The 25,682-nt window shown below is 63.7% G+C and carries 22 protein-coding genes; 12 read left to right on the top strand and 10 right to left on the bottom strand.

All coding sequences use genetic code 11. The annotated features are described in order from the left end of the window. Positions 1-18 precede the first annotated feature (18 nt). Genes ACH2CY_RS20570 through ACH2CY_RS20560 form a run of 3 tightly spaced genes read right to left on the bottom strand, consistent with a single transcriptional unit; the run spans position 19 to position 4,152 of the window. On the bottom strand, positions 19-237 hold the full coding sequence (locus ACH2CY_RS20570; RefSeq protein WP_395021326.1) for a hypothetical protein: 219 nt from the start codon (positions 235-237) through the stop codon (positions 19-21). Next, entirely contained in the window at positions 237-2,684 is a 2,448-nt protein-coding gene (locus ACH2CY_RS20565) for a heavy metal translocating P-type ATPase (RefSeq protein ID WP_395021324.1), read from the bottom strand. The genes ACH2CY_RS20570 and ACH2CY_RS20565 overlap by 1 nt, the downstream gene beginning before the upstream one ends. Before the next feature lie 16 nt (positions 2,685-2,700). Beyond that, the gene (locus ACH2CY_RS20560; RefSeq protein ID WP_395021323.1) at positions 2,701-4,152 is read right to left on the bottom strand and encodes a multicopper oxidase family protein; all 1,452 of its coding nucleotides are present in this window, start codon (positions 4,150-4,152) and stop codon (positions 2,701-2,703) included. A gap of 1,174 nt (positions 4,153-5,326) precedes the next feature. Between ACH2CY_RS20560 and ACH2CY_RS20555 the strand changes: the two genes are divergently transcribed. The 3 genes from ACH2CY_RS20555 to ACH2CY_RS20545 all read left to right on the top strand — a co-directional run bounded on the left by ACH2CY_RS20555 (position 5,327) and on the right by ACH2CY_RS20545 (position 8,429). Further along, positions 5,327-5,671, top strand: a complete 345-nt coding sequence (locus ACH2CY_RS20555) for a hypothetical protein (protein WP_395021322.1) — start codon at positions 5,327-5,329, stop codon at positions 5,669-5,671. A gap of 77 nt (positions 5,672-5,748) precedes the next feature. Continuing rightward, a complete protein-coding gene (locus ACH2CY_RS20550; RefSeq protein WP_395021321.1) occupies positions 5,749-7,257 on the top strand; it encodes a multicopper oxidase family protein in 1,509 nt (502 codons plus the stop codon). 29 nt (positions 7,258-7,286) lie between these two features. Further along, positions 7,287-8,429 carry a cytochrome D1 domain-containing protein gene (locus ACH2CY_RS20545; protein ID WP_395021319.1) on the top strand — a complete coding sequence of 381 codons (1,143 nt, stop codon included), beginning with the start codon at positions 7,287-7,289 and terminating at the stop codon, positions 8,427-8,429. Positions 8,430-8,533: 104 nt separating this feature from the next. Here the strand turns inward: ACH2CY_RS20545 and ACH2CY_RS20540 are convergent, their stop codons facing one another. The 4 genes from ACH2CY_RS20540 to ACH2CY_RS20525 all read right to left on the bottom strand — a co-directional run bounded on the left by ACH2CY_RS20540 (position 8,534) and on the right by ACH2CY_RS20525 (position 11,528). Further along, positions 8,534-8,833 carry a thioredoxin domain-containing protein gene (locus ACH2CY_RS20540; protein WP_395021318.1) on the bottom strand — a complete coding sequence of 100 codons (300 nt, stop codon included), beginning with the start codon at positions 8,831-8,833 and terminating at the stop codon, positions 8,534-8,536. A 487-nt stretch (positions 8,834-9,320) separates the two neighbouring features. Then, positions 9,321-10,112, bottom strand: coding sequence for a polyphosphate kinase 2 (ppk2, locus tag ACH2CY_RS20535; protein WP_395021317.1), 792 nt, complete (start codon positions 10,110-10,112; stop codon positions 9,321-9,323). Positions 10,113-10,141: 29 nt separating this feature from the next. Then, the gene (locus ACH2CY_RS20530) at positions 10,142-10,861 is read right to left on the bottom strand and encodes a Bax inhibitor-1/YccA family protein (protein ID WP_395021316.1); all 720 of its coding nucleotides are present in this window, start codon (positions 10,859-10,861) and stop codon (positions 10,142-10,144) included. 325 nt (positions 10,862-11,186) lie between these two features. Next, entirely contained in the window at positions 11,187-11,528 is a 342-nt protein-coding gene (locus ACH2CY_RS20525) for a hypothetical protein (protein ID WP_395021315.1), read from the bottom strand. A 224-nt stretch (positions 11,529-11,752) separates the two neighbouring features. Here ACH2CY_RS20525 and ACH2CY_RS20520 point away from each other — a divergent pair, with 224 nt between their 5' ends. Both ACH2CY_RS20520 and ACH2CY_RS20515 read left to right on the top strand, forming a co-directional pair. After that, positions 11,753-12,502: an SDR family NAD(P)-dependent oxidoreductase gene (locus ACH2CY_RS20520; RefSeq protein WP_395021313.1), complete on the top strand. Its 750-nt coding sequence runs from the start codon at positions 11,753-11,755 to the stop codon at positions 12,500-12,502. An 8-nt stretch (positions 12,503-12,510) separates the two neighbouring features. Further along, the gene (locus tag ACH2CY_RS20515; protein ID WP_395021311.1) at positions 12,511-13,677 is read left to right on the top strand and encodes a mandelate racemase/muconate lactonizing enzyme family protein; all 1,167 of its coding nucleotides are present in this window, start codon (positions 12,511-12,513) and stop codon (positions 13,675-13,677) included. 406 nt (positions 13,678-14,083) lie between these two features. Here the strand turns inward: ACH2CY_RS20515 and ACH2CY_RS20510 are convergent, their stop codons facing one another. Beyond that, entirely contained in the window at positions 14,084-15,214 is a 1,131-nt protein-coding gene (locus tag ACH2CY_RS20510) for a mandelate racemase/muconate lactonizing enzyme family protein (RefSeq protein WP_395021309.1), read from the bottom strand. A gap of 93 nt (positions 15,215-15,307) precedes the next feature. Here ACH2CY_RS20510 and ACH2CY_RS20505 point away from each other — a divergent pair, with 93 nt between their 5' ends. Beyond that, positions 15,308-16,138: an IclR family transcriptional regulator gene (locus tag ACH2CY_RS20505; protein WP_395021308.1), complete on the top strand. Its 831-nt coding sequence runs from the start codon at positions 15,308-15,310 to the stop codon at positions 16,136-16,138. On the opposite strand, the gene ACH2CY_RS20500 is transcribed toward ACH2CY_RS20505, so the two are convergent. Next, positions 16,135-17,277, bottom strand: a complete 1,143-nt coding sequence (locus ACH2CY_RS20500) for an extracellular solute-binding protein (protein WP_395021307.1) — start codon at positions 17,275-17,277, stop codon at positions 16,135-16,137. The genes ACH2CY_RS20505 and ACH2CY_RS20500 overlap by 4 nt on opposite strands. Positions 17,278-17,424: 147 nt before the next feature. On the opposite strand from ACH2CY_RS20500, the gene ACH2CY_RS20495 reads away from it, so the two are divergent. The 5 genes from ACH2CY_RS20495 (at position 17,425) to ACH2CY_RS20475 (ending at position 24,088) form a co-directional block, all read left to right on the top strand. Further along, positions 17,425-18,954, top strand: a complete 1,530-nt coding sequence (locus ACH2CY_RS20495) for an ABC transporter substrate-binding protein (RefSeq protein WP_395021305.1) — start codon at positions 17,425-17,427, stop codon at positions 18,952-18,954. Between the two features lie 80 nt (positions 18,955-19,034). Continuing rightward, the gene (locus ACH2CY_RS20490; RefSeq protein WP_395021303.1) at positions 19,035-19,985 is read left to right on the top strand and encodes an ABC transporter permease; all 951 of its coding nucleotides are present in this window, start codon (positions 19,035-19,037) and stop codon (positions 19,983-19,985) included. Beyond that, positions 19,985-20,872, top strand: a complete 888-nt coding sequence (locus ACH2CY_RS20485) for an ABC transporter permease (protein WP_395021302.1) — start codon at positions 19,985-19,987, stop codon at positions 20,870-20,872. The genes ACH2CY_RS20490 and ACH2CY_RS20485 overlap by 1 nt, the downstream gene beginning before the upstream one ends. Continuing rightward, complete coding sequence (locus ACH2CY_RS20480) at positions 20,869-22,929, top strand: dipeptide ABC transporter ATP-binding protein (RefSeq protein ID WP_395021301.1); 2,061 nt, start codon at positions 20,869-20,871, stop codon at positions 22,927-22,929. The genes ACH2CY_RS20485 and ACH2CY_RS20480 overlap by 4 nt, the downstream gene beginning before the upstream one ends. Continuing rightward, positions 22,910-24,088, top strand: a complete 1,179-nt coding sequence (locus tag ACH2CY_RS20475) for a mandelate racemase/muconate lactonizing enzyme family protein (protein ID WP_395021299.1) — start codon at positions 22,910-22,912, stop codon at positions 24,086-24,088. Before ACH2CY_RS20480 ends, ACH2CY_RS20475 begins: the two co-directional genes overlap by 20 nt. Here ACH2CY_RS20475 and ACH2CY_RS20470 read toward each other — a convergent pair. Further along, the gene (locus ACH2CY_RS20470) at positions 24,085-24,795 is read right to left on the bottom strand and encodes a GntR family transcriptional regulator (RefSeq protein ID WP_395021298.1); all 711 of its coding nucleotides are present in this window, start codon (positions 24,793-24,795) and stop codon (positions 24,085-24,087) included. The genes ACH2CY_RS20475 and ACH2CY_RS20470 overlap by 4 nt on opposite strands. Positions 24,796-24,914: 119 nt before the next feature. On the opposite strand from ACH2CY_RS20470, the gene ACH2CY_RS20465 reads away from it, so the two are divergent. Then, on the top strand, positions 24,915-25,676 hold the full coding sequence (locus ACH2CY_RS20465) for an SDR family NAD(P)-dependent oxidoreductase (protein ID WP_395021297.1): 762 nt from the start codon (positions 24,915-24,917) through the stop codon (positions 25,674-25,676). Positions 25,677-25,682 lie beyond the last annotated feature (6 nt).

Genomic DNA, 25,682 nt, shown 5'->3' with positions numbered 1-25,682 from the left:
GATAAGTGGAGTTCGAGCTCACCGGTTCTTGGCAGTGGACGCGCGAGGCCAAACGGAAAGCGCCAAGATCCAGAGGCCGATGAGGTTCGCAAGAGGGATGAACACGATTATCGACCAGAAGGGAGAGAAACCGATCCGAGTGAGGATCCGGCCGACCGGATAGAGGATCAGCGCCGCGAACGCCGCAAACACGACCCAATGCCAGGCAGACCACGCCATCATGTCAAAGCTACCCATCACGTTTCTCTCCTCGTTGCAGCCGTTTCAATCGGACCGTCGGGCGGAAGGGTCTCCGCCCTCTGGCCCTTCAGTCTTGTTCGTTTCAATAGCAAGGCATTGATAGCGACCAAGGCCGAGCTGCCGGACATGGCCAGCGCGGCGACCTCCGGGCTAAGGAGGAAGGGATAGAAGACCCCTGCCGCCAAAGGAAATGCGATCAGGTTGTATCCGGTAGCCCACCAGAGGTTCTGGTGCATCTTGCGCAAAGTTGCCCGCGACAACTCGATTGCACCGACGACGTCATGCGGATCGCTCTTCATCAGCACGACGTCAGCGCTCTCGATTGCCACATCCGTGCCCGCGCCGATCGCAAAGCCGACGTCGGCCTGCGTAAGCGCTGGGGCATCATTGACTCCGTCGCCAACCATGCCGACCTTGAAGCCCTGGGTTTGCAGCTCCTTGATCTTGCTTGCCTTCTGGCCCGGCAAGACATCCGCAAGGACGATGTCGATCCCGAGATCTTTCCCGATCCTCTCGGCCGTGCCGGCGTTGTCACCGGTCAGCATGGCGACCTTCAGCCCGCGCTTGCGCAGTTCATTGATCGTCATTCTGGCACTTGGTCGTGGCGCATCGGCAATTGCAACGAGTCCGAGAAGCCTGCCGGATCTTGCAACGTGAACCACCGTCCGTCCGGCGCCCTTCAGGGCCTCGGCTCTCTCTTGCAAATCCGCAAAATCGACATTCTCTTCCGCCATCAAACGGCTGTTTCCAAGAAGAACGGATGCCCCCTCGATCGCAGCCCGTGCTCCTTTGCCTTCCAGATTGAGAAAGCCCTGAATGGCCGGAACATTCAACGCCGCCGCACGCTCTGTGATGGCGAGTGCCAGCGGATGATCCGAGCCGCGTTCGATGGCTGCTGCGACGCGCAGCACCTCGTCGGAGGTGAATCCCGCGGCGGGGACCACGTCCACGACCTTCGGTTGGCCCATGGTTAGCGTTCCCGTCTTGTCAAAGACGATGACCTTGAGCTTGGTGGCTTCCTCCAGGGCACCGGCGTTCTTGAACAGGATGCCGTTCATCGCGCCGAGGCCGGTGCCGACCATCACCGCCATCGGCGTGGCAAGGCCAAGGGCATCCGGGCAAGCAATGACAAAGACGGTGATGGTGAGCGTCATCGCGAACAACAGCGATTGCCCCAACCACCAGTACCAGGCAGCGAATGTGGCAATGCCGATTATGATGGCTGCGAGAACGAGGACCTGGGACGCGCGATCGGCAAGAAGCTGGGCGGGTGCCTTCGAGTTCTGTGCCTCCTGTACAAGCTTTACAATCTGCGCAAGCGCGGTATCGGCTCCAACTTTCGTCGCGCGGTAGCGTAGGGTGCCGCTCTTGTTGATGGTGGCGCCAATCACTGCGTCACCCACCTTCTTGCTGACAGGCATCGACTCTCCCGTCAGCATCGACTCGTCGATGGCCGACTCGCCCTCGATCACCTCTCCGTCCACCGGCACTTTGTTTCCCGGCCGCAGAATGACGATGTCGTCCTTCATAACGTCGGCGGTAGGAAGCTCGATCTCCTGTCCTCCGCGAAGAACAACGGCTTTGGGCGGTGCGAGATTCATCAGAGCGCGAATCGCCGCCGAGGCGCCAGCCCGCGCCCTCATCTCCAGCCAGTGGCCGAGGAGAATGAACACCAGTAGGACGGCGGATGCCTCGTAGAATTGCTGTCCCGCAAAGAGGAAGGTAGCGCCAACGCTGAATAGGTACCCGGTGCCGACGCTTAGCAACACGAGCACCGCCATATTGAGTACGCCGTTGCGGAGAGCACGCACGGCAGCGACGACGAATGGCCAGACCGGGTAGAGGATCGCTGCACTGGCGAAGAAGAACATCACCACTTCCGGGTTCCACCCGAGAGGTGGCTTCAGCCATGGTTCGCCCAGCCCCATGGGGGACATTGCAAACAGTGGAATACTGAACACCAGGCTAATCAGGAAGCGATTGCGCATATCCTTGACCATGTCCTGCATGTCCATGCCGGCACCATGGCCCATTTCATGCGCCATCGTGTCGTGTGCAGGCACAGCAGCCTGGTGCCTGTTGCCGTGATGATGAGCGTGGTCATCGTGGGTGGGGCTCACAGAAGGTGTCGTGAGTTCCGCTCGCGAAACAGCGGTGGCATCCGGCCTGCAGAGATGGCGGGGGACACTCTCGCCGCGGCAATGGAAGCCGCAGGCCTCGATTTCACGCTTAATCGCCTGCGCGTTTGTCTGGTGGTCGTCGTAAGTTATGGTGGCACCGGAAGACGCCGCATTGATCTCGACGTTGCGCACGCCGACAATAGCCCGAAGCCGCTTTTCGACGCCGAGGTGATCCAGCATCGAGATCAGACCTGAAACATCGATCGTTATTGTCCGCATCGGGCCGCTTCCATGGTGTGGTGTTGCCGGCTGGTTCGTGTCCATATGATGGGAAGTCATGTCAACCCTGCTGGTAGACGACCGACGTCATCATGCCGCTCGCCATGTGATAAAGATGATGACAGTGGAATGCCCACTCACCGGGGTTCGCCGCGTCGAATGCGATCGTGATGTTGCCCATCGCCGGGACCCAGACGGTGTCTCGGACGGCGCCTGAGAAGCGATTTCCCGCGGCCGCGACGACCTGGAAGTGATGGCCGTGGAGGTGCATCGGATGCGCCATCATGCTTTGGTTGATCAGAGTGACCTCGACACGTTCTCCCATCCGGACGGCAATCGGCGTATGTTGGCCCCAAGCCTGCCCATTGAGGGTCCAGCGGTAGGCCGCCATGTCGCCGTTCAATGTCATGCTCTGCTTCCGATCCGCCGGACGATCGACAAGTGGCTGGCGGGCACGGAGGCTCCTTTCAAACGTCGCATCGATCGCCGATGTGGCATCTGTTCCGCTCGGGATGATTCGCGCCAAGGCGGCAGAGCGGGTCGCCAGCACAAACCCCGTGCGCTCAACCGCACCCTCGCGCAGGGCCAGGATCGGCCAGCTCCCCTGATCTTTGGGCAGCTGGATTGCGATATCGATCCGCTGGCCCATGCCGAGCGGGAACCTTCGACCGGCGATAGGCTCGATCGGGTTTCCGTCGACGGCAATAGCCTTGCCTTCCAGCCGGCCGAGATCGATCCAGAATGCGGTAGCGGTCGCACCGTTGATCAATCGCAAGCGGACGGTGCCACCGGCCTCTACTCGAAAGATCTCCGGATCATCGAGGGTACGGTCATTGGCGAGATAGGCATCGTATTGGATATCGTTTGTATCCATTGTCATGCCTTGCTGCGCGGCTGCGGGCATGTCGCCCATTTGCATGCCGTCCATGCCGCCGCTGGGTACGGCTGATGCCAGATTCTTCTGGCTTAGCCCCGCCAGCAGCTCTTCGGGAGATTTGAAGCTGAAGTCATGCAGCAGCACGACCACTTCCTGTTCATCGCGCCCGGCGTCGGCGGGATCGGTGACGATCAGCGGTGCTGCGAGCAGCCGTTGCTCCTGCAGGGTGTGAGCGTGCATCCAATGCGTCCCCGGCGTATTGACTGGGAAGTCGTACTCATAGGATTGCCCCCCAGGGAGCAAAGCCTGCGGCAGTCCTGGCGCGCCGTCCTGGCCATATGGAGGCAGCAGCCCGTGCCAATGAACCAGGGTCGGCTCCTTCGTAGCGTTCTCAAGGTGAATACGGAGCCGGGCGCCGGAATCGATCCGCAGGCCAGCTGTCTTGGCGGGAGTCCCGAGGCCGAAAACCTTTGCGGCCTTGCCATTCACTTCGATCGTTCGGCTGTCCACACGCAATAGCGCTGGATCAGTGGTACCCGCCATTGTCGCGCGGGTGGAGAGCTTCGCAGCGGCGGCTACGCCTGCGAAAGAGGCGGCACCCGAGGCCAGAAAGTGGCGGCGAGAAAGTATGGACATGAAAATCACTCCAATGATTCAGGTCAATCGCTGAATTGAAATTCAGCTGCTTCAGGGCGGAGCTTGGGAACAGCGTCGCCCGTCAGGGCAGATCAAGCCTGAACGGAGTGTTTTGGAGGCTGGAGATTCGGTGAAGTGGTCTGACTCTGAGGTTTGGCCTGACCTATTGGCGAAAGATGATCAGCGGTCGTGAAGTCGAAGATCGCACGCGTGGTATTGGGCGCCATCGACATCGAACAACCGGAGTTCATCATGTGGCAATGGCCAAGCACCAAATCATGCTGCTCACAACCGCCTGATTGATGAGGGCTGCTGGTCACTTCGTACTGGCCGACGTCAAGGTAGGTCTGTGCCGGCACTTCAGGGCTAGAGAAAACGAGGAGTGCAATCGTTACTGCGAGGAAGGCAAGAATCGGGCGCCAACGGCGGCGATCGCCACCGCTTACAAGTACGCCCATATCCGCCAAATTACACATTTAGCTTCAGTACCTTGGTTCGATTCTCAACTAGACCTTAGTAGTTGGGTCTAGCGCGGCATTGATTCATGTCAACGTCTCACCCCACCGGAATCTCAGGAGATCTAGTAGGGAACTGGCAGATTGTTACCGCCGAGTAGATTGATGCATGTCAAAGCGCATTTCGACACGGCGCCGCCGCAAGTCTGGCCAGCCAAACTCGCCGCCAGTCGTCAAAAACCAGGGACGCGCATCCTGGAGGGGGATCATGTCATCGGCAATCGTCGGCCCCACCATTCCCACAAGCGGAACTGCCGCGTCGCGCAGGCTTCGCCTTGATGCGCTGACCGCCCTGGTCGTCGGCTCCAAGGTCGGCTCGGGTGACCTAACCTGACGATGTCACAGTTGGGTCTCTCCGACATCGACGTAAGTCAAAGCGGGTGGGGCCGGCCGGCTTGAGGCAGAACTGGTAGAAAATGCCGCACCCGGAATCCGAACGAGGATACTGTTCGGCTCTTGCGGGCAACGGCACTGCGACGCACATTTGTCTGGCCTGAACGTAAGGTAGAAAGTCCCCGTGAGGTTCGGTGCGGAACTGCCATCGGGCGCATGTGCCGGAATTGAGGTGGGTCAATGCGGCCGGCAATCCATTCTGGCAATGTTGATTGTCAAGGAGCTAGTAGAGGCTGATGCACCAGGGTGCGAATGGAAGGAAGAGGGTGGCTGCGCTGGCGCATCGGCGCTGTGCCTCTCTCTTTCTGAGCATTCTGATTGCGCTCAGTGTCGTCCTGCACCTTGGCCAGACCGTGCCGGCTGAAGCGTCCGTGGAAACGGCCGCCCTGGTCGCAATGAGCCACGACACCGCGCCTTGCGATTCCGGCGATCATGCCAAGATGGCGCATTGCAGCATGATTGTAGCCTGCTCGCTCTATGCGCCGCTCGAAGCGAGCCCGGTGACGTTCTTGGCTGGCAAGCCGCATCTCCAGCCGGTCACCGGGGCCGTGGGAACGAGCTGGGGCACCACACCGCAACTGCAGCCGCCCCAGTACTCCCTCCCGCTCTGATCGAGAGCGACGCAGCCGCGTCGCGATTCATCGGCTGATCCACCAGCCGAATCGTTCCGACATTTGGGAGTACCACCATGTTTTCTCTTTCTCGTCGCCGTCTACTGGCGTCCGCAGCCACGACCGTGGCCGGTGCGACATTTGCGGCGAAACTCGTGGCTCGCGCGGCCAAAGCCGCCGAGGCCGAGACCACCATTCTTCGCGTGGCCAGCCGAACCATCGATGTCGATGGCAAAGCGGCCAAAGTGTTCGGCCTCGCCCAACCCAGCGGCGTACCGGGCATTCTGACGAAGGCAGGCCGCCCCTTCCGGGTTCGCCTGGAGAATCTTAGCGAAGAATCGACCCTCATCCATTGGCATGGTTTGCTGCCTCCCTACGGGCAAGATGGCGTCCCTGACTTCCCGCAGGCGTTGTTGCCTTCGGGTGGAGCCTATGATTACGACTTCCCACTCGAGACGCCGGGTACGCACTGGATGCACGCCCATACGCTGCAGGAGCAGCGCCTGCTCGCGGCACCTCTGATCGTCGAGGATCCAGCGGAAGCGAGGTTGGATGAACAGCCCGTCGTCGTGCTGTTGCACGACTTCTCCTTCAAATCGCCAGAAGAAATCTTGAGCGAGCTGAAAGGCCAGCAAGGATCCGCTGTGTCCACCGATCACGGCAATATGCCTGGCATGCAGATGGGCGACATGCAGATGAGCGGAATGGACATGGGCCGTATGGAGATGGATGGCGGCACCGCGGCGGCCCCCAAGTCGTCGATGCCGGGCATGGCTATGGACATCAATGATCTTTCTTACGAAGCCTACCTGGCCAACGACCGCACTCTGAACGATCCCGAAATCGTCAAGATCGAGCCAGGCGGGACCGTCCGGCTCCGGCTGATCAACGGGGCAACGGCCACCGCCTTCTGGATCCGGCTGGGTGAACTCACAGGTGAGGCTATCGCTGTCGACGGCAATCCGATTGCCCCAGTCTCGGGTCGTGACTTCCCGATCGGAATGGGTCAGCGGATCGACATCAGGATCCGGCTGCCGAAGAGCGGCGGCGCTTGGCCCGTCCTCGCGCAGCGGGAAGGGGCCGTGGAACGCACCGGCATCGTACTCGCAACAACGCGTGGGGCAGTCGCCCGCCTTACGCCGGCAGCGGATCAGGCTTCTCCCGCGCTCGACTTGGCGTTCGAGACCGGACTCCGCGCTGTACGACCGCTGCCGGAGAAGGAGCCCGACCTTCGCGAATCGCTCGTGCTGGGCGGCGACATGGCGAAGTACGTATGGACGCTCAATGGCCGGACCTGGCCACAGCACAAGCCGTTGGATGTCCGGGCTGGCCAGCGGGTCGAGGTGGCGCTGCGGAACGACAGCATGATGGGCCATCCCATGCACATCCATGGTCACCACTTCCAAGTCGTGGCAGTCGATGGAAAGCGTCTTTCCGGCGCTATTCGGGACACGGTCTGGGTTCCGCCGATGCGGACCGTCACCCTTGCCTTCGATGCGGTCAATCCCGGGAAGTGGGCCTTCCACTGCCATCATCTCTATCACATGGCGAGTGGAATGATGACCAGCGTGGAATACGTCGCCTAGCGCAACTCATGGATTGAAAGGATAGAGCAATGCACAGACAGCTGAGCAATCGCACTTCCGTCCGCGCTATCGCGGCCAGAATCGAATCACCGGTGCGCTCCCATGTGTTCTGGAGCGGGCTGATTTCGGCCGCTGCGGCAGCCTATATCGCACTCAGCGGAGGAGTGGCGTTCGGGCAGGAAACGGCAGTGCTTCCATCGATGAGCGGATTCGTCTACACGGCGGACGAATACGGCAACTCGATGAGCGCTATCAACCTGACGGACGGACACGTCCAGACGCTTCCGGTCGCCATTTCGCCTCACAACATCCAGATTAGCGCGGATGGAAGACGCCTGTTTGCGGTCGGGAACCCGGCGGCAATGGAGGGTCACGATCAAGCTCAAACGGGCCAGGAGACCGAAATGGAAGGCATGAAGGGCCTCCTGCTCGTCTTCGATCCTGACAAGCTCGCCTCGGGTCCGCTCGCCTCGATCGAAGTGGGAGAGCATCCGGCGCATGTCGTGGTCGACCGGACCGGATCGCGCGCCTTTGTAACTTTGGCGGAAGAGAATGCCGTCGCGGTCGTCGATCTCGCTCGCCAGAAGGTATCGCAGACAATTCCGACTGGGGCGTATCCACATGGATTGCGGCTTACCCCAGACGGCAGCGTCGCCTATGTTGCCAATGTCGAGGACGGGAGCGTCTCCGTACTCGATACCGAGAAGCTGACGGAAGTGGCCCGCATTCCAGTCGGGAGGGCACCTGTTCAGGTTGGGTTCACGCCGGATGGCGGCCAAGTCTTCGTCTCATTGCGTGACGAGAACAAGGTCGCCGTCGTCGACACGGCGACAAGGAAAGTGCTTGGCAAGGTGGAGGTGGGTCGTGGGCCCATCCAAGTGTTCGTGACGCCCGACGGCCGGTTCGTCTACGTTGCCAACCAGGGGAGCAAGGACGACCCTGCGGACACAGTTTCCGTGATCAGCGTGGCGACTCGGTCGGTGGTGGAGACGATCCGCACGGGCGCAGGCGCACACGGCGTCGTCGTCAGCACTGACGGCCGGACTGTGTTCGTCACGAACATCGCTGCCGGTACGGTCTCTATGGTCGATGTCGAAAGCCAATCGGTCGTGAAGGAGTTCGTGGTCGGAAAGGGCCCGAACGGCGTGACCTTCCGTCCGTCGGGGTCATAGTGCATAAGCAGCGCCGGTCTGCGGGACGCGCAGCCGGCGCTGCATCTGCTGCCAGCATCTCAAGCGCTGCTGGGGTGAACAGGCCGCGATAGGCCATGAGCACTTCATGCATCTCGCGATACCGGCCTTGTCGGACGGCGGCGAGAGCGGCTTTGGGTCCCGGTGACCGAATCCTCGATCTGATATTCCTTCATTATGAGGCGGATGCCAGGATCGGTGGCGATCAACTGGGCCAGATCCGCGGCGACTTTCTTGCAGTAGCTGCAATGACAGTCAAAGAACTCGACGACGTTCACGTCACCCTTCGGGTTTCCGAGCACCGGGGTGGTCGAATCGTGAAATACGTCCTGCTCCCACAGTACCGGAACCTGCAACGAGTCCAGTGAACCCACCCAGTCGAGCACCGGAGACTGGGTTTCTTGAACCGGACCGGACGCGTCAGGAGAGTTCGGTGCGGTGTGACAATCGTTCCGCTGTTGGCTCCTTGAACCGGAAGGCGGCGATCGTGATCGAAAGTGCCAGGAGCCAGGCGAGACTGTTATTGCGCATGCGCAAGGACCTCCATCATCTCACCTGCTCGGCAGGTGAACCCAGCCTGCCAGACTACCGCTCGCGAGTAAAATGGAGCCGGAGCACAACTCACGAAGTTCGAATGTCGGCTCCGCGCGCCGGCCTCGGAGCCACGAATCTCGATTTAGGACAGTATCTTTTGCCGAGGCCCCATGCCGCGTTGATTAGTTCGACCTCGTCGAGCCCGGTTTACGCGTCAATCGAGAACGCGATGCCTGCACGACCGGGAGCCGCACCCTCGGCGTTACGATAGCCGATAGCGCGACCGGCTGAGAGAGAAGGCGGCGCCGCTGGACAGAGGGTTGCCGGCGGCATCGTCACTCACGCTGCAAGCAGGCCAGCCTTGGCATGGACTTTATCGTAAGGGAAAACGATCTTCGGGTCCGGCATTGCCATGTGCTTGTCGGTCTCGGGGCAGGCCAGTCGGGACAGCAGATCGCGGATGACGTTGAGCCGCGCGCTGTGCTTGTCGTCCGCGCGGACCACGAGCCAGGGGGCAAGCGGACTCGATGTGCGGGCGAACATTTCGTCGCGGGCATGGCTGTAAGCGTCCCAGTGCTCGAGCGCCACCTCATCGATGGGGCTGATCTTCCACTGTTTCAAGGGATCCTTGCGGCGCGCTCTGAGACGCTGCTTCTGCTCCTTCTTGCCGATGTCTAGATAGTATTTGAGGATTTGGATGCCTGTGCCGATCAGCATGTGCTCGAAGGGGAGAACGGCTTCGATAAAGGTCTGGTATTCCTTCTCGGAACAGAATCCCATGACCCGTTCGACGCCGGCACGGTTATACCAACTGCGGTTAAAGAGGACCATTTCCTTTGCTGCGGGCAGATGTGCGACGTAGCGCTGGAAATACCAAGACGCATTGTCTCGCTCGGACGGCTTGCCCAGCGCGACGACGCGGGTCTCGCGCGGACTCAGATGCTCGACGATGCGCTTGATCGTGCCGTCTTTGCCGCTGGCGTCGCGTCCTTCGAAGATGAGCAAGACCTTGTGGCCGTGCTTGATGATGTGCCGTTCGACCTTCACAAGCTCAATCTGTAGCTCTCGCAACGATGCTTCGTAGTCGGCATCGGCCGCAGCGTCTCGGTGCGCTTTTCGGTTCTTTCCCATGGCCTATTCCACAAAAGTCGGTGGCACGCCTAGCGGCGGCGGTCGCCAAAGAGCTGCAGCAGCATCATGAAGAGGTTGAGGAAGTCGAGATAAAGGGCGAGTGCGCCCATGATAGCCTTCTTGCCCGCGATCGCGTCATCATCAGACCCGACGTAGATGTCCTTGATCCGCTGCGTATCGTAGGCAGTAAGTCCCGTAAACACGAGCACGCCGATCACGGAGATCGCGAACTGTAAGCTCGATGACGCCAAGAACATGTTCACGAGCCCAGCGATTGCGATGCCGATGACGCCCATGAAGAGGAAGGATCCGAAGCGCGAGAGGTCGCGACGCGTGGTGTACCCGTAAAGGCTCGTGGCGGCGAAGGTCGCCGCGCTGATGAAGAACACCCGCGCGATGCTTTCGCCGGTATAGACAAGGAAGATGCCGGAGAGCGACAATCCGACCAGGCTGGCATAGGCCCAGAAGCTGAGCTGCGCTGCACCGAGGCTCATTCGCTCGATGCGAAAGCTCAAGAAAAAGACCAGCACCAGCGGCGCCAGCAGCACGACCCAGAAGAGGGGCGTTCCTGCCACAGAAGCGTAGAAGCCGCTCGCCGCCCCGAGATAGGCGATGAGGCCGGTCAGCGCCAGGCCGCCGCCCATGTAGTTGTAGACGCGGAGCATGTATTGCCGCAGGCCAAGGTCGATTTCGACCGTCGCCCGCTGCGCGCCACCCGCTCGAGGCTGGTAAGGTGCGTTGCTCGCCATAGAGTCCTCCTCAGGTCGCAATACGCCGGCTTGTACCACCGTCTGCACTCGCGTTGGAAATCTTCCACGTTGTGCGACCCTGCACGTTGACGCAGATCAAAAGGGGGTGTGCCCAGCGCGCCAACGGACGCAAGGAAACCGGCGTCTCGCTCCTTGTCGCCATCGCCCGTAGTGCTGCCTTCGATGAGCCACGGCTCTGCCGGCCCGCATCGGGCAAAAGGTACCCGATCTAGTGCGCGGCCCAAATTCCGCCGGAAGAGGTCATCGTCGTCTACCAGCAGAACACTATTCAACTCTCTTGAAGCTGAAGCCATGACCGCACGCATCACGCATAAGCCGGCTGCGGCTTCCGGTCCCCGTGATCGCGCTCCACAAGTGGTGAGGTCGGAGAGTCTTCCCAGGTGAGCAGGAGCGCGGTCTGACCGGTGCAGCGCAATATTCTCGGGAGCTTACGCTCGAGGGCCTTGGCGAGGTCGGCGCGGTGAAGGCGAAGAATGTCGAGGCATTTCGCCGTGTCGGGCGTCCAGCCTCCGAGGAAATCGAAGGCGATGTCCTCCGCTACATGAACGACCGCGGCTTGGCCATCGACCAACGCTTCGAAGCAATGATACCCTTTCTCTGGGCTCTGCCAGGAGACATCCATCACCTGAACGCGACGCTCGTCCATGAATCCCCTCCAAGCGTGGTGCATCGTTGGTTGTACCCGATGGCGACCTTGACAAAAGTCAACCTACCCATCGTGACAAATACGTAGTGGCCAATCGGCCGATGGCGATGGCTTAGACTTCTGCACATGGTGCAATTCCGAAATACCGGAACATGATGCGGAATACTGGACGGCGCTGAGGATTGGCGATATGACGGCTCCTCGGGGTTCCGGAGGAGGCAAGCTTGCTGAATTACTTCGACGATCGCGACTACGCGGTCGCCGTGATCGGCGCCGGGCGCGGCATCGGCCGGGCCGCGGCGGAGGAGATGGCGCGCCAGGGCGTGCGCATCGCCTGCTTCGACAGCGACGGCGAGACGGCGGCGGACACCGCCCGCGCCATCATCGCCGCGGGCGGGCGGGCGAGTGCCGCCGCGGTCGACGTGGTCGACGCGGGCTCGATCGACGCCGCGCTGCGCGCACAGCCGCGCATCGACGCGCTGGTCAATTGCGCCGGCATCACCGGCAAGACCAACGTACCCGGCCACGCGGTCGAGATGGCCGACTTCGACCGGGTCTATCAGGTCAACCTGCGCGGCGCGCTGCTGGTCTCCCAGGCGGTGCTGCCGCAGATGATCGCGCGGCAATACGGGCGGCTGCTGCATGTGGCCTCGATCGCCGGCAAGGAGGGCAATGCCGGCATGACCGCCTATTCCGCCACCAAGGCCGGCCTGATCGGCATGGTGAAGAGCCTGGCCAAGGATTACGTGGAGCAGGGGATCACCATCAACGCCCTGGCCCCGGCCGTCATCCGCACCGCGATGGTCGATGCCCTGCCGCAGGCGACGGTCGACTACATGACCGCGAAGATTCCGATGAAGCGCTGCGGCGAATTGGACGAGGCCGCGAAGCTGATCGCCTGGATCGTCTCGCCGGCCTGCAGCTTCACCACCGGCTTCACCTTCGATCTCTCGGGTGGCCGCGCGACCTATTAGGGGGGAACGTGGGAAAGATCGCATCGATCGAAGTCATTCCGCTGGCGACGCCGGATGTGGCGGCGGCCGGCGATCTCGATGGCACCACGGACACGGTCATCGTCAGGCTGACCGGCGAGGACGGCAAGACCGGCATCGGCGAATGCGATGCCCCGCCCCATGTCGTAAAGGCTTTCCTGGAGATGCCGACGGCACATCTCTGGAGCCGCAACGTGCAGGAGATCCTGATCGGCGCCGATCCGATCGAGGCCGCCGGCATCTGGCAGAAGCTTTACGACGGCACCTTCTGGCCGGGGCGGCGCGGCCTCGGCATCCATGCGCTCTCGGCGATCGACATCGCGCTCTACGACCTCGCCGGCAAGCAGCACAACGTGCCGGCCTACAAGCTGATGGGCGGCGCGCGGCGCGACCGCATCCGGCCCTATTGCACGATCTTCCCCGGCATGTCGCAGGGTCGCGGCATCGAGGTGTTGATGAAGGAGATCGGCCGGCAGTTCGAGGCCGCGGTCGACCAGGGCTTCCGTGCGGTGAAGATGGAGGTGCTGTTCGAGGACCTCGCCACCGACCGCGAGCTGGTCGAGCTCATCCAGCGCGGCCGCAAGATGCTGGGCGACGGCATCCAGATGGCGGTGGACTTCGGCTATCGCTGGCACAACTGGCATGACGCGCTCTGGCTGCTGGACCGGGTCGAGGACTGCGACATCCTGTTCGCCGAGGCGACCTTGCAGCACGACGATCTCGACGGCCATGCCGAGCTCGCCACCCGCAGCCGCATTCGCATCGGCGGGGCCGAGGCGGCGGCGACCCGCTTCGAGATCCGCGAATGGCTGACCCGCGGCAAGGTCGGCGTGGTGCAGCCCAATATCGGCCGCGGCGGCGGCCTGACCGAGATTCGCCGCATCGCCGATCTCTGCGAGCTGATGGGCGCCGAAGTCGTGCCGCATGGCTGGAAGACCGGGATCACCTCGGCGGCGGGCCGTCACTTCCACGCCGCCTGCGCGCCGTCGCCGGTCTTCGAATATGTCTCGCCGAAGGTCTTCGACTCCCTGCTGCGCCGCGAGCTGGTCTCGCCGGAGCCGGAAGTGAAGGACGGTTTCATGGATCTGCCGAATTCTCCGGGTCTTGGCATCGAGCTCAACGAAGACCTGGTGAAGCGCCTGCGCACCGATCGTTAGCAGCGTCGCTCGAATTCTAGCGGAGGTTGCAATCTTTGACCGGTCCGCCACTCGTACCTATAATGTGGGGGTGGTGAGATCGTCGCTCATTCTGCTTGGGTTCGGCGTCATCTTCATGTTGGTCTGGCCCGCACATCGCTATGACCCGGTGCATGATCCGGGGAAGCGCTGCCTTGCCCGGACTTCTCCGAACGTCGAGGTTCTGCGGAAATGGGCCGACACCTATCTCCCCTGGTGTCCCAGCGATGACCGGAAATCCTGATTTATGCTGCACCGCGTCACGGACAGGACCCGGACAGAATCAAGATTCGCGTCACCCGGACGAATCCAAGACCAAACTGGAATCAAAGACTTGGCGTAAATCTGGGCTTGAAAGACGGTCGAACCCGTCCGTGTTGCGCCGGCATCACCCGACCCGGTACTTCGCCACAGTCTTCGTATTGAGCGAGACACCCAATCCTGGCGCGGTCGGCACTTTAATCCGGCCATCCGGACCCAGCGGGAAGCGCTCGTTGGTGAGTTCCCAGCGCAATTCGGACTCGCTGGTCGAGTATTCGCAGGGCTCGTCGTCCCAATGCTGCGACAGGAAAGCGAGATTGGCGGCAATCGTGATGTTGGACTTATAGCCATGCGTGACCACGCGCTTGCCGCGTTGCTTCGCCGAAGCCGCGATCCGCATCAGCTCGGTCAAGCCTCCCGCCATGGTGACGTCGGGCTGGGCGATGTCGATCTTGCCGACGTCGAAGGCGGTCTCGTATTCGAAATGCGTGGTGAGGCCAAGGTCGCCGCCGCCGATCGGCACGCCCTGGCCGGCGAAGCGCGCATGACCGGCGAGATCGTCGATCGGCAACGGCGCCTCCAACCAGAGGAAACCGTTGTCGCGGAAGATCGGCACGACGGGGAGGCCTTGCTCGGCCTCGGTCCAGGCGGTGGCGGCGTCGCACATGAGGCGGATCTCCGGGCCGACATGCTGGCGCGCGGTCCGGATCAGCAGCTCGGTTTTCTTCAGGTCATAACGCCAATGCGGGTCGGCCACGATCTTGATCGCCTTCAAGCCGCGTTTGAGCCCGCGGTCAATGTTGAAGCGCACCGCGTCCGGGGTTTCGCCGAGCGGATAGACCGTGCCGTAGGCGAGCAGGCTGTCGCGCTTCTTGGTGCCGAGCAACTCGGAAAGCGGTTTCTTTTCCGCCTTGCCCTTGATGTCCCAGAGCGCGATGTCGATGGCGCTGATCGCATGGATGACCACGCCGCGCCGCCCGTAATAGGAGGTGAGGTCATACATCCGGTCCCAGACCGCCGGCGGATTGAGAGGATCCTGACCAAGTACCGCATCCTTCAAGCCATAGGCATGGGAATGCGATCGGGGCGCGTTGATGATTGCCTTGATCACCGAAGGTACGGAGTCCACCTCGGCGATGCCGGTGATCCCGGCGTCGGTGTGGACGAGGACCAAGCAATTGTCGTATGACCCGTCGAACGTCTCCCCGGTCCAGCCGGGGGTGCGCAGTTCGATCACCTCGACATCGGTTATTTTCATTGCCCCACCGCGCGTCGGCGGCCCCCTGTTGGACGACCATTGCCCGGCCGTCCGAAATATTGGATACTAATCCAGAATGCTGGAATTGATGGAATGAGACAAGACGCAAAGACGCGGGCGAAGCCGCGCGCTGCCGCCGCGCCGCAAGCCGCTGCCATAACCGAGGATGCGGGCGGATCGCGCAGCGTGCGCCGCGCGCTGGAGATCTTCGAGTTCCTGCTGCAGCTCGACGCGCCGACCACGATCGGCGAGATCGTCAGCGCCCTGCAGATTCCGAAGTCGACCGCCTACGAGCTGGTGCGGACCTTGTCGGATTCCGGCTATCTCGAGCCTGGGCGCCGCGGCGGCGGGATCACCCTCGGCCGCAAGCTGTTCGAGCTCGGCATGGCCTATCGCGCCCAGGTCGATCTCTTGCGCGACGGCAGCCAGATCGTCGAGGAGCTCAGGAACGACTGCGCCGAGACGGTGCAGCTCTCGGTGCTCGAGAACGACATGATGCTGGTGCTCCTGAAGGAGGAGGGCTCGCATCCGGTCCGCATCATCAGCCGGGTCGGCTCCCGCGTGCCGGTCAACTGGGCGGCCTCCGGCCGGCTGCTGGTCTCCGACCTCGACGACAACGAGCTCACCAGCTTGCTCAGCAAATCGGTGCGGCAGTCGCCGACCGGCCGGGCCACAGTCGAGATCGACAAGTTCATCCAGCAGGTCCGCAAGGCCCGGAAGCAGGGTTTCTTCTCGGAATTGAACGAGACCAACGAGCATGCCGGCTGCGTCGCCGCCCCGGTGATCGACGGCACCGGCCGCTGTGTCGCCGCGATCAGCATCGTGGCGCCCGAGCATCGGCTGGGGAAGACCAACCGCGAGGCGCTGACCAAGAAGGTCTGCGCCGCGGCGGCGGAACTCTCGAAGCGGCTCGGCGCGCGTTAGCGCTTGCCCGACGCTTCGAATGCCCGCTGCAGCCGGTCCAGCAAGGTCGCCTCGTCCATCTGCCCGCGGAGATGCTGCTCGATGAGATCGCCGCCCTCGGCCTGGAATCTGAGATAGCCGGGAAAGCGCGGCCGGATCCAGCAGCCGTCCATGGTCTTCCGGGTCTCGGCGTAGCAGCGGCCGAAGCGGGTGTCGATGGCGGGATCGGTCCAGGCCTCAAGTCGCGCCGGCTGGCCGTGGTGCGCGGCGAACAGGCGTTGTACCTCGGGCGAAGCGGCGAAGCGTGCATAGGCCTGCGTCGCTTCGTCGCTGCCGCGATAGGCCGAGAGGCCGAGGCCGGTGCCGCCGATGGTGGAGCCTCCGGGACCGTTCGGTCCCGGCAGGTCGTGAAAGCGGAGCGGCTTGCGCTGATCGCTTTCGGCATAGGTGGCGTAGCAATAGACGGCGGGGCAGGTGACGAGATCGTCCCGCGCGACCATGACGTCATGGAGCGCGATGCTGTTCCAGTCGAGCGCCTCCTTGGGACAATAGGCGAGCAGGGCGCGGATATGATCGAGGACTTGGCGGGCAGTGTCGCGATCGACCAGCGGCCGCTCCGGATCGGTGGAGCAGGGCTGGCCCAGGTTGGCGCAGAGCGTGAAGAAGGTCATCAGGCTGTGCACGCCCTTGAGGCCGGTCGCGAGTTGCAGGCCCTTGCGCGATGCCTTCTCGCCCAGCGCGATCAATTCGCGCCAATCGATCGGCGGCATCGCATCCAGCGCCTGCAGCAGGTCCGGCCGCGAGACCGCGACTTGGGCTGCGGCATCGATCGGCACCGACCAGCAGGCGCCGGCATAGGTGTAGCTGGCGAGCGACGGGCCGACATAGCGATCGCCGCCGGCGGCCGCGATGATGTCGTCCACCGGCAGCAGGCAGCCCGTCGCCACGATCTCGCCGCAGAACGGATGATCGAGCACGATCAGGTCGTATTCTTTGGCGAGATCCGGCACCGGGGTGAACTCGAATCCGCTCAAGGGACGCGACGCCCATTCGATCTCGATCTCCGGATGTTGCTGCTCGAACAGGGCCTTGGTCGCCAGCAGCGGGTCGATGGCGCGGCGATGTCCCCAGGTCATTCCGCGCAGCTTGATCCGCGCCATTCGGCTCCCCCGACCCATTGGTCCCAGATTGACTCCTGATTCGCGCTAACCTAGCATTCTGGAAATACGTACAACAGTCCGGTATTCTGGAATTGCGACAAGCGATCCGAATGAACGGACGCGGGCAAGCAACAGGGAGAGGGCGCAATGAGACTCATGAAACTGATGTCCGGTGCGGCGGCGTTTGCCATCGCGGTATCCGGCGCGGCGAACCTGGCCATGGCGGCGGCCGGCGACGAATGCGTGAAGGTGCTCGGCTACGAATGGAGCGGCGAGAAGCAGTCGATGGATCCTGCCGACATGCATTCCGGCGACGATGCCTATCACACCTTCGCGGTCTACAACCGGCTGGTTGATGTCGACGACAACTTCAAGGTCATCCCCGAGCTGGCGACCGAATGGTCGGTCTCGGCCGACGGCCTGACCTGGACCTTCAAGCTGCGCGACGGCGTCAAATTCCACAGCGGCAAGGATTTCACCTCGGCCGACGTGGTCTACACCTTCAAGCGCCTGCTGGATGAGAAGCTCGGCTCCGGCGCCCGCGCGGTGCTGGAGTTCCTCGATCCCGACGGCATCAAGGCGCCGGACGCGAAGACCGTCACCTTCACCACCAAGAAGCCGGTGGTCGAGCTGCCGGTGCTGATCAGCAACAAGTTCACCAACATCGTGCCGGACGGCGCCAAGCACGAGGACCTGGTCTTGAAGGCCGACGGCACCGGCCCCTTCATGCAGGAAGAGTTCACGCCGAACGCGCCGGTCCGCATCCTCAGGAAGAATCCGAACTACTGGGATGCGGGCAAGCCGAAGGCCGACTGCCTGCGCATCACCGTCGCGCAAGAGGCGGTCGCCGCGGTCTCGGCACTCAAGGCCGGCCAGGTCGACCTGATGCTGAACGTCGATCCCTCGGTGATCCCGACCTTGAAGGACGATCCGTCGGTCACCTTGCTGGAGACCGGCGCCTCGAACTCGATGACCATCTCCTTCTGGGTCGATGCCAAGCCCTTCGACGACGTGAAAGTGCGCGAGGCGCTGAAGCTGGTGGTCGATCGGCAGGCGATGGTCGATACCGTGCTGCTCGGCTATGGCGAGCCCGGCGCCGACAATCCGGTGCCGGTCGGCAACCCGAACTCCTATGTGAAGGAAGCGCCGAAGCAGGACATCGAGAAGGCGAAGGCGCTGCTCGCCGAGGCCGGCCATAAGGACGGGCTGAAGTTCGACCTCTACACCGCGGAAGGCGTGCCGGGCATGGTGCGTATGGCCCAGGTCTATGCCGAGCAGGCGAAGGCGGCGGGGATCGACATCAATGTCATCGTGACCCCGGCCGAGAGCTTCTGGGACGACGTCTGGCTGAAGCAGTCGGCCGTGACCTCCGCCTGGTCGATGCGGCCGCCGGGAGAGGGCCTCGCCGTCGCCTATGTCCAGACCGCGAAGTGGAAGGAGACCCATTGGGAGCGGCCGGATTATGATGCGCTGCTGCTGAAGGCCAACACCACGGTCGACGATGCCGAGCGCCAGAAGCTGTTCCAGCAGACCGGTGAGCTGCTGGCCAAGGAAGGCGGGCTGGTGCTGCCGATGTTCGTCCACCAGGTGCTGGCGCTGCGCAAGGGCTGCGAGGGCTACACCCCGCGGGCGCAGAACTTCAACCTGAACTTTGAAGAACTGAGCTGCAGCAAGTAAGCTCGACCCTCGCCCGGATGCCGGTTCGGGATCGGCATCCGGGCGCTTTTCTTTTCTGAGGGCCGAGGCGGAGATTACCCTTGTCGATCCTGAAGCTCGTCGCCACGCGGATCCTGCTCTCGCTGCTGACGCTGCTTCTCGTCTCGCTGATCATTTTCTTCGTGCTGGAGATCCTGCCCGGCGACGTCGCCAGCCGCATCCTCGGCCGCGACGCCACGCCGGAGACCCTCAACGCGCTGCGGGAAAAGCTGGGGCTCTACGATCCGGCGGTCGTGCGTTACTGGCATTGGCTGGCGCATTTCGTAACCGGGAATTTCGGCCAGTCCCTGGTCTCCAGCCGGCCGGTCACCGAGATCCTGGCGCCGCGCATCTTCAACACCGTGGTGCTCTCGGCCTACGCCTTCCTGCTCTATCTGCCGCTGACCGTGCTCCCCGCGATCATCCAGGCGATCCGTCGCGACAAGCCGAGCGACCACGCGCTCTCGGTGGTGACTCTGGTCCTGCTGTCGATGCCGGATTTCCTGCTGGCGACCATCCTGCTGTTTCTCTTCGTCGTCGTGTTCCGCTTCTTCCCGGCGATCTCGCTGGTCGATCACAGCTCGACCGCCACGGACTATCTGATGGCGACCACCTTGCCGGCACTGACCCTCGCCATCGTCATGGCGGTCTATGCCGTGCGCATGCTGCGCGACAACCTGATCGAGGTGCTGGATTCCGACTACATCCGCATGGCGGAGCTCAAGGGTCTTTCGGCCCGGCATGTGCTGCTGCGCCATGCGCTGCCGAACGCACTGGTGCCGACCCTGAACGTGACCGCGCTCAACCTCGCTTATCTGGTGGGCGGCGTGGTGGTGGTAGAGCGGGTGTTCTCCTATCCCGGCTTCGGCAGCCAACTGGTGGACTCGCTGCAGCTCCGCGACCTGCCGGTGATCGAGGCCACGGTGATGATCGCCGCCGTGGTCTATGTCGGCGCCAATCTCATCGCCGACATCGCCGCGGTGCTGCTGAACCCGCGGCTGAGGACGGCGTGATGGCGGTGTCGACCGACATGGCGCCGCGCGTCTCCGGGAAATGGCGCAGCCTCTGGCGCCAGACGCCGCAGAGCTTCCGCATCGGACTCGTGATCCTGCTGCTGCATCTCATCATTGCCGCGACCGGGCCGTTCTGGGCGCCCTACGGCTTCTCGCAGATGCAGACCGGCATCCCACTTTCCGGGATGAGCTGGAAGCATCCGTTCGGCGTCGATCAACTCAGCCGCGACGTGTTCAGTCGCGTGGTGCACGGTGCCCATATCGTGATCCTGCTCTCGCTCTCCGGCACGGCATTGGGACTGGTGGTCGGCGCGATCCTAGGCTTGCTCTCCGGCTATATCGGCGGTTGGTTCGACACAGTTCTGCAAAGGCTGCTGGAAGCGCTGATCAGCATTCCGTTCCTGGTGCTGGCGCTGATCGCCATCGCCTCGGCGGGCCCGCAGCTCTCCGGCAACCCGGTGCTGGTGGTGCTGGTGGTGGCCCTGGTCTACGCGCCGCGCATCGCCCGCATGGCGCGGGCGGCGGCGATCGACATCGCCACCCGCGACTATGTCACCATGGCGCGGCTCCGCGGCGAGAGCGCCTGGTCGGTGATGCGCCGCGAGTTGCTGCCCAATGCCACCAGCGTCCTGCTGGTCGAGTTCGCGCTGCGTGCCGGCTACGCCCCGGTTCTGATCGGCTCGCTCGGATTCCTCGGCTTCGGCCTGCGCCCGCCGACGCCGGAATGGGGATTGATGATCAGCGAGAACCGCGCGCTCATCATCATCACGCCGATCACGGTGCTGGGGCCGGGCCTGGCGCTCGCTTCGCTGGTGGTCGGCCTCAATCTCTTCACGGAAGGTCTGGCGCGGATCCTCGGGCGAACCGTGCGGCTGGGCAACCAATGACGCCGGACACGATCCTCGAGGTGCGCAATTTGAGCGTCGCCTATCGGCAGGCCGGCGGCTGGTCGCGCGCGGTCGATGACGTCTCATTCGCATTGAAGAAGGGCGAGGTGTTCGGACTGGTCGGCGAATCCGGCTGCGGCAAGTCCACGGTTTCGCTGCAACTGCTCGGCTATCGCCATCCCTCGATGAAAGCCGAAGCGGGGGAGGTGCTGTTCAAGGACAGGAATCTGCTGACCTTGACCCGGCCGGAGCTGGACCAGCTCCGCGGTGAGAAGATCGCCTTCATCCCGCAGAACCCGACCACCGCGCTCAACCCCGGCATTCGCATCGGCAGGCAGGTGGCGGAGACCATGGTGGCGCATGGCCGCGCCAAGGACCTCGGCGGCGCCGACCAGGTCGTCGGCAAGTATCTGAATCTGGTCGGCCTGCCGGTCGATCCCGGCTTCCTGCGGCGCTATCCGCACCAGCTCTCCGGCGGGCAGCAGCAGCGGGTCTGCATCGCCATGGCGCTCTGCTGCGATCCCGACCTCCTGGTGCTGGACGAGCCGACCACCGGGCTCGACGTGACCACGCAGGAGCAAATCGTCTCGCTGCTGATCGCGCTGCGGGCGCGGATCGGCCTTTCGATGCTCTATGTCACGCATGATCTTGCGCTGCTCTCGCAGATCGCTGACCGGATCGGCGTCATGTATGCGGGCAAGATGGTCGAGGTGGCGTCGACGCAAGACATCTTCACCGCGCCGAAACACCCCTATACCCGCGGCCTCATCGGCTCGATCCCGCGCATCGATACCGAAGGGGCGGAGCGCGAGCGGCCGCTGCGCGGGCTGCTGCGGCGGCGCGAATTACCGGCCGGCTGCCCCTTTAGCCCGCGCTGCGATTTCGCGCAGGAGCGCTGCTTCGCCGAGCCGCAACGCCCGGCGCCGACCGGACAGGACAGCATGGTGGCGTGCTGGCGCTGGCAGGAGATCGCGCCGCTGCCGCCGGAGCCGATCGAAGTCCCGCCGCTGCCGCAGGCGAAGGGCGAGGTGCCGCTGCTCGCGGTGGACAAGCTCGACATCCACTACGGCCGCGGCGAAAAGGCCTTCCATGCGGTGAGCGATGCCAGCTTCGCCATCCGCCAGGGCGAGGTCTTCGCGCTGGTCGGCGAATCCGGCAGCGGCAAATCGACCATCGCCCGCGCGATCAGCGGGCTGGTGCCGCCGGCGGCGGGCAATGTCGCGTTGGACGGGAAAGCCCTGGCGCCGCGGGTGAACCGCCGCAGCAGCGACGCGCGGCGCCGGATCCAATACATCTTTCAGAACCCGGATGCCTCGCTGAATCCGCGGGCGCGGGTCGGCGAGACCATCGCGCGGCCCTTGCACTACTTCTTCCACCTCGACCGGGTCGCGGCTCGCGAGAAGGTGGCCGCGGCACTCGCCGACGTGCAGCTCGACGGCAGCTATGCCGCGCGGTTCCCGGACCAGCTCTCCGGCGGCGAGCGCCAGCGGGTGGCGATCGCGCGGGCCCTGGCGGCCGAGCCGAGCCTGCTGCTCTGCGACGAGATCCTCTCGGCGCTCGACGTCTCGGTGCAGGCGAACATCCTGAAGCTCCTGCAGAAGCTCAAGGCTCAGCATGCGATCGCGATGCTGTTCATCAGCCACGACCTCGCCGTGGTGCGGATGCTTGCCGATCATGTCTGCGTGCTCTATGGCGGCGAGGTGATGGAGATCGGGCCGGTCGAGCGGATCTTCGCCGCGCCCTTCCATCCCTATACGCATACCCTGCTGCACGCCGTTCCGGTGCCGCTGCAGCCGCCGACCGCGTCCGACGAACAGAAGGCCGGCGAACCGAAGCGCGGCAGCGCAGGTTGTGTCTTTGCCGGGCGCTGCCCCTGGAAGGTCGGCGCGGTCTGCGACACGACACGGCCGCCCTGGCGCGAGAGCGCGGGCGGTTTGCGGCTGCGCTGCCATCACAGTATCGACGCACTCAACGAACTGGCCGACTGGCCGCCGGCACCGGCGGCTGCAAACACATCGCGTGCAACAAGGACGAGTCATGAAAATCGAGTCGATTGATTTCTTCTATATCTCCATGCCGGTCGTCACCGATGCCGGCGACGGCAGCCAGGACGCATTGCTGGTCAGGGTGCGCGCCGGCAGGATCGAAGCCTGGGGCGAATGCGAGGCCTCGCCGCTGACCTCGATAGCCTCATCGATCGCGCCGATGTCGCACGGCGCCTGCCGCCCGGTCTCGTCGCAGGTCCTGGGCGAGGACGTCTCTTCGCCGAAAGATATCGCGCGCCTTGCCGCGACCATCCAGTGGAATTGCATGGACCTCCTGCAGGCGGCGCACACCTGGTCGGGGATCGAGATCGCGCTCTGGGATCTCCTCGGCAAGAAGGAGAGCGTGCCGGTCTACAAGCTGCTCGGCTACGACAAGGCCTATCCCAAGGTGCCCTATGCCTCGCAGCTGTTCGGCGATACGCCGCAGGAGACGTTGGACCTCTGCCGCTCGGTGCGGGAGGTGGGCTATCGCGCGGTGAAATGCGGCTGGGGTCCGTTCGGCCGCGGCACCTTGAAGGACGATGCCGACCATCTCCAGGCGGCCCGCGAAGGGATCGGCAAGGAGGGGACCTTGCTGATCGATGCCGGCCAGATTTTCGGCGAGGATGTCGAGGCGGCGGCGGCGCGGCTGCCCTATCTCGAAGGGGTGCACGCGACCTGGTTCGAGGAGCCGTTCAACGGCAGCGCCTACGAGGCGTATGGCGCGCTGGCGAAACGGAGCCCGAAGGTACGCCTGGCCGGCGGCGAGGCGGCGCACAACATCTTCATGGCGCGGCACACTATCGACTATGGCGGGGTCGGCTTCATCCAGATCGACTGCGGAAGGATCGGCGGCATCGGCCCGGCGAAGCAGGTTGCCGACTATGCGGTGGGGAAGGGTGTCACCTATGTGAACCACACCTTCACCACGCATCTGGCGCTCTGCGCCTCGATCCAGCCTTTCGCCGGCTTGCGCGATCACAAGATCTGCGAGTACCCGGTGCGCCCGCAGCCGATGGCCTGGGAGATGTGCAAGACCCACATCGCCCCGAATGCCCAGGGCGAGGTGGTGGTGCCCGAAGCGCCGGGCCTCGGCATCGAGATCGATCTTGCGGCTGTGAAGAAGTACCTGATCGACGCCGAGATCAAGGTCAGCGGCAAGGTGCTCTACAAGACACCCAGTTTGAGCTAACGCGCGCGGCCCTTGCGGCGCTGCAGGCGGTGGATGTGCTGGTCGAGCTCGTCGTCCAGCGCGTCCAGCCTGCCGGCGGCGAGGATGTCGCGGAGCCGCTTGTGCTGCGCGACAATGGCCTTGGCGTCGCGCTCGCTGCGGATCTCCTTGCCGAAGACGATGAGGACGTGGCGGGCGAGGGCGTCCCACAGCTTCTGCACGATCGCATTGCCCGAGGCGCGGCAGATCTCGCGGTGAAAGTCGAGGTCGGCCCGGCTGATCTCGATCCATTCCAGATGCGAGGCGGCCCGCTCCATGGCGGCCATGATCCGATCTAGGCGGGCGAGCAGCGGCGGCTCGCGGCGATAGGCCGCCATCGCACCGCGCATCGCGATCTTCTCCAGCGCGAGGCGCGCTTCGCAGATCTCGTCGATCCGCGCCTCGTCGAAGGTGGCGATATGGGTGCCGCGATGCGGGGTGCTCTCGACGATGCCCTGGGCCTCCAGGATCTTCAGCGCCTCGCGCAGCGGCACGCGGCTCATCTGCAGCAGGCGGGCGAGTTCGACCTCGACCAGGCGCTGGCCGGGCTGCAGCGCGCCGGAAGCGACGCCCAGCACGATCGCCTCCGCCGCGCGCTCGGCCAGCCCGGCGGCCGGCGCCATGGCGAGCACCTGCGGGACGGGTTCGGCGGGGGCGGCGGCAATCGTTGAAACGCGGCGGCGCGGCATCGATCTCTCAGGCTTGTAATATTGTATACATTTATTATGTCGACATCCTAACCCAGGACTGCCAATCTGCCCAGCAGAAAGCGGCCGCCAGACGCCGCACGGCAGGCACGGGAACAGGCGTGGCAAGACTCCAAGGCAAGAAGGCGCTGGTTTATGGCGGCGGCACGGGTATCGGCTTCGCCTGCGCCGAGGCGATGGTGCGCGAAGGCGCCACCGTCTTTCTCTCCGGCCGCCGCGAGAAGGTACTGGCCGAGGCGCGCGGCAAGCTGAAGCAACACGGCCGTGCCGGCTATGCCGCGGGCGATGCCACCGTGGCTGCGGATGTCGAGCGCGTGACCCGGACCGCCGCCGACTACATGGGCGGGATCGACACGATCGTGGTCAGCGCGGGCGCCGGCGGCCGGACCCCGATCTTCGATACGCCGGTCGAGGAGTTCCGGCGCATCACCGACCATTCGCTGCTGCCGCCCTTCCTGGCGATGCGCTTCGGCGCTGAGCATCTGCTCAAGGCCAACGGCGCCTCGGTCATCGTCATCTCCTCGATGTTCGGCCTGACCGGGCAGAAGGAACGCGCGGCCTATTGCGCCGGCAAGGCCGGCGTCATCGGCCTGGTGAAATCCGCCGCCATGGACTTCGCCGATAAACAGGTGCGGGTGAACGCGATCTGCCCGGGCTTCATCGAGACCGATCTCGCCATCGAGGTCGCGAAGCTTGAGCCGAACTGGGAAGAGGTCATCGAGTTCAAGCGTCGCATGCATCCGATTCCGCGGCCGGGCAAGCTCGAGGAAGTGGGTGAGCTCGCGGTCTATCTCGCCGGCGATCTTGCCGGCTTCATGACCGGCCAGGCGATCGCGCTCGACGGCGGCTTCACGACACGCTGAGAAGGA

Origin of the sequence: Dongia sp. (assembly GCF_041905885.1) — a bacterium.
Classification (GTDB): Bacteria; Pseudomonadota; Alphaproteobacteria; order Dongiales; family Dongiaceae; genus Dongia.
This window is presented reverse-complemented; position numbering and strand designations above follow the sequence as displayed.

Coding starts and splice junctions, on each gene's coding strand:
- ACH2CY_RS20525 (WP_395021315.1), bottom strand. CDS start 11,528: ATGGACGAGCGTCGCGTTCAGGTGATGGATGTCTCCTGGCAGAGCCCA.
- ACH2CY_RS20485 (WP_395021302.1), top strand. CDS start 19,985: ATGGCGGTGTCGACCGACATGGCGCCGCGCGTCTCCGGGAAATGGCGC.
- ACH2CY_RS20505 (WP_395021308.1), top strand. CDS start 15,308: ATGAGACAAGACGCAAAGACGCGGGCGAAGCCGCGCGCTGCCGCCGCG.
- ACH2CY_RS20470 (WP_395021298.1), bottom strand. CDS start 24,795: ATGCCGCGCCGCCGCGTTTCAACGATTGCCGCCGCCCCCGCCGAACCC.
- ppk2 (WP_395021317.1), bottom strand. CDS start 10,112: ATGGGAAAGAACCGAAAAGCGCACCGAGACGCTGCGGCCGATGCCGAC.
- ACH2CY_RS20560 (WP_395021323.1), bottom strand. CDS start 4,152: ATGTCCATACTTTCTCGCCGCCACTTTCTGGCCTCGGGTGCCGCCTCT.
- ACH2CY_RS20510 (WP_395021309.1), bottom strand. CDS start 15,214: ATGAAAATAACCGATGTCGAGGTGATCGAACTGCGCACCCCCGGCTGG.
- ACH2CY_RS20550 (WP_395021321.1), top strand. CDS start 5,749: ATGTTTTCTCTTTCTCGTCGCCGTCTACTGGCGTCCGCAGCCACGACC.
- ACH2CY_RS20475 (WP_395021299.1), top strand. CDS start 22,910: ATGAAAATCGAGTCGATTGATTTCTTCTATATCTCCATGCCGGTCGTC.
- ACH2CY_RS20500 (WP_395021307.1), bottom strand. CDS start 17,277: ATGGCGCGGATCAAGCTGCGCGGAATGACCTGGGGACATCGCCGCGCC.
- ACH2CY_RS20545 (WP_395021319.1), top strand. CDS start 7,287: ATGCACAGACAGCTGAGCAATCGCACTTCCGTCCGCGCTATCGCGGCC.
- ACH2CY_RS20530 (WP_395021316.1), bottom strand. CDS start 10,861: ATGGCGAGCAACGCACCTTACCAGCCTCGAGCGGGTGGCGCGCAGCGG.
- ACH2CY_RS20570 (WP_395021326.1), bottom strand. CDS start 237: ATGGGTAGCTTTGACATGATGGCGTGGTCTGCCTGGCATTGGGTCGTG.
- ACH2CY_RS20495 (WP_395021305.1), top strand. CDS start 17,425: ATGAGACTCATGAAACTGATGTCCGGTGCGGCGGCGTTTGCCATCGCG.
- ACH2CY_RS20480 (WP_395021301.1), top strand. CDS start 20,869: ATGACGCCGGACACGATCCTCGAGGTGCGCAATTTGAGCGTCGCCTAT.
- ACH2CY_RS20565 (WP_395021324.1), bottom strand. CDS start 2,684: ATGGACACGAACCAGCCGGCAACACCACACCATGGAAGCGGCCCGATG.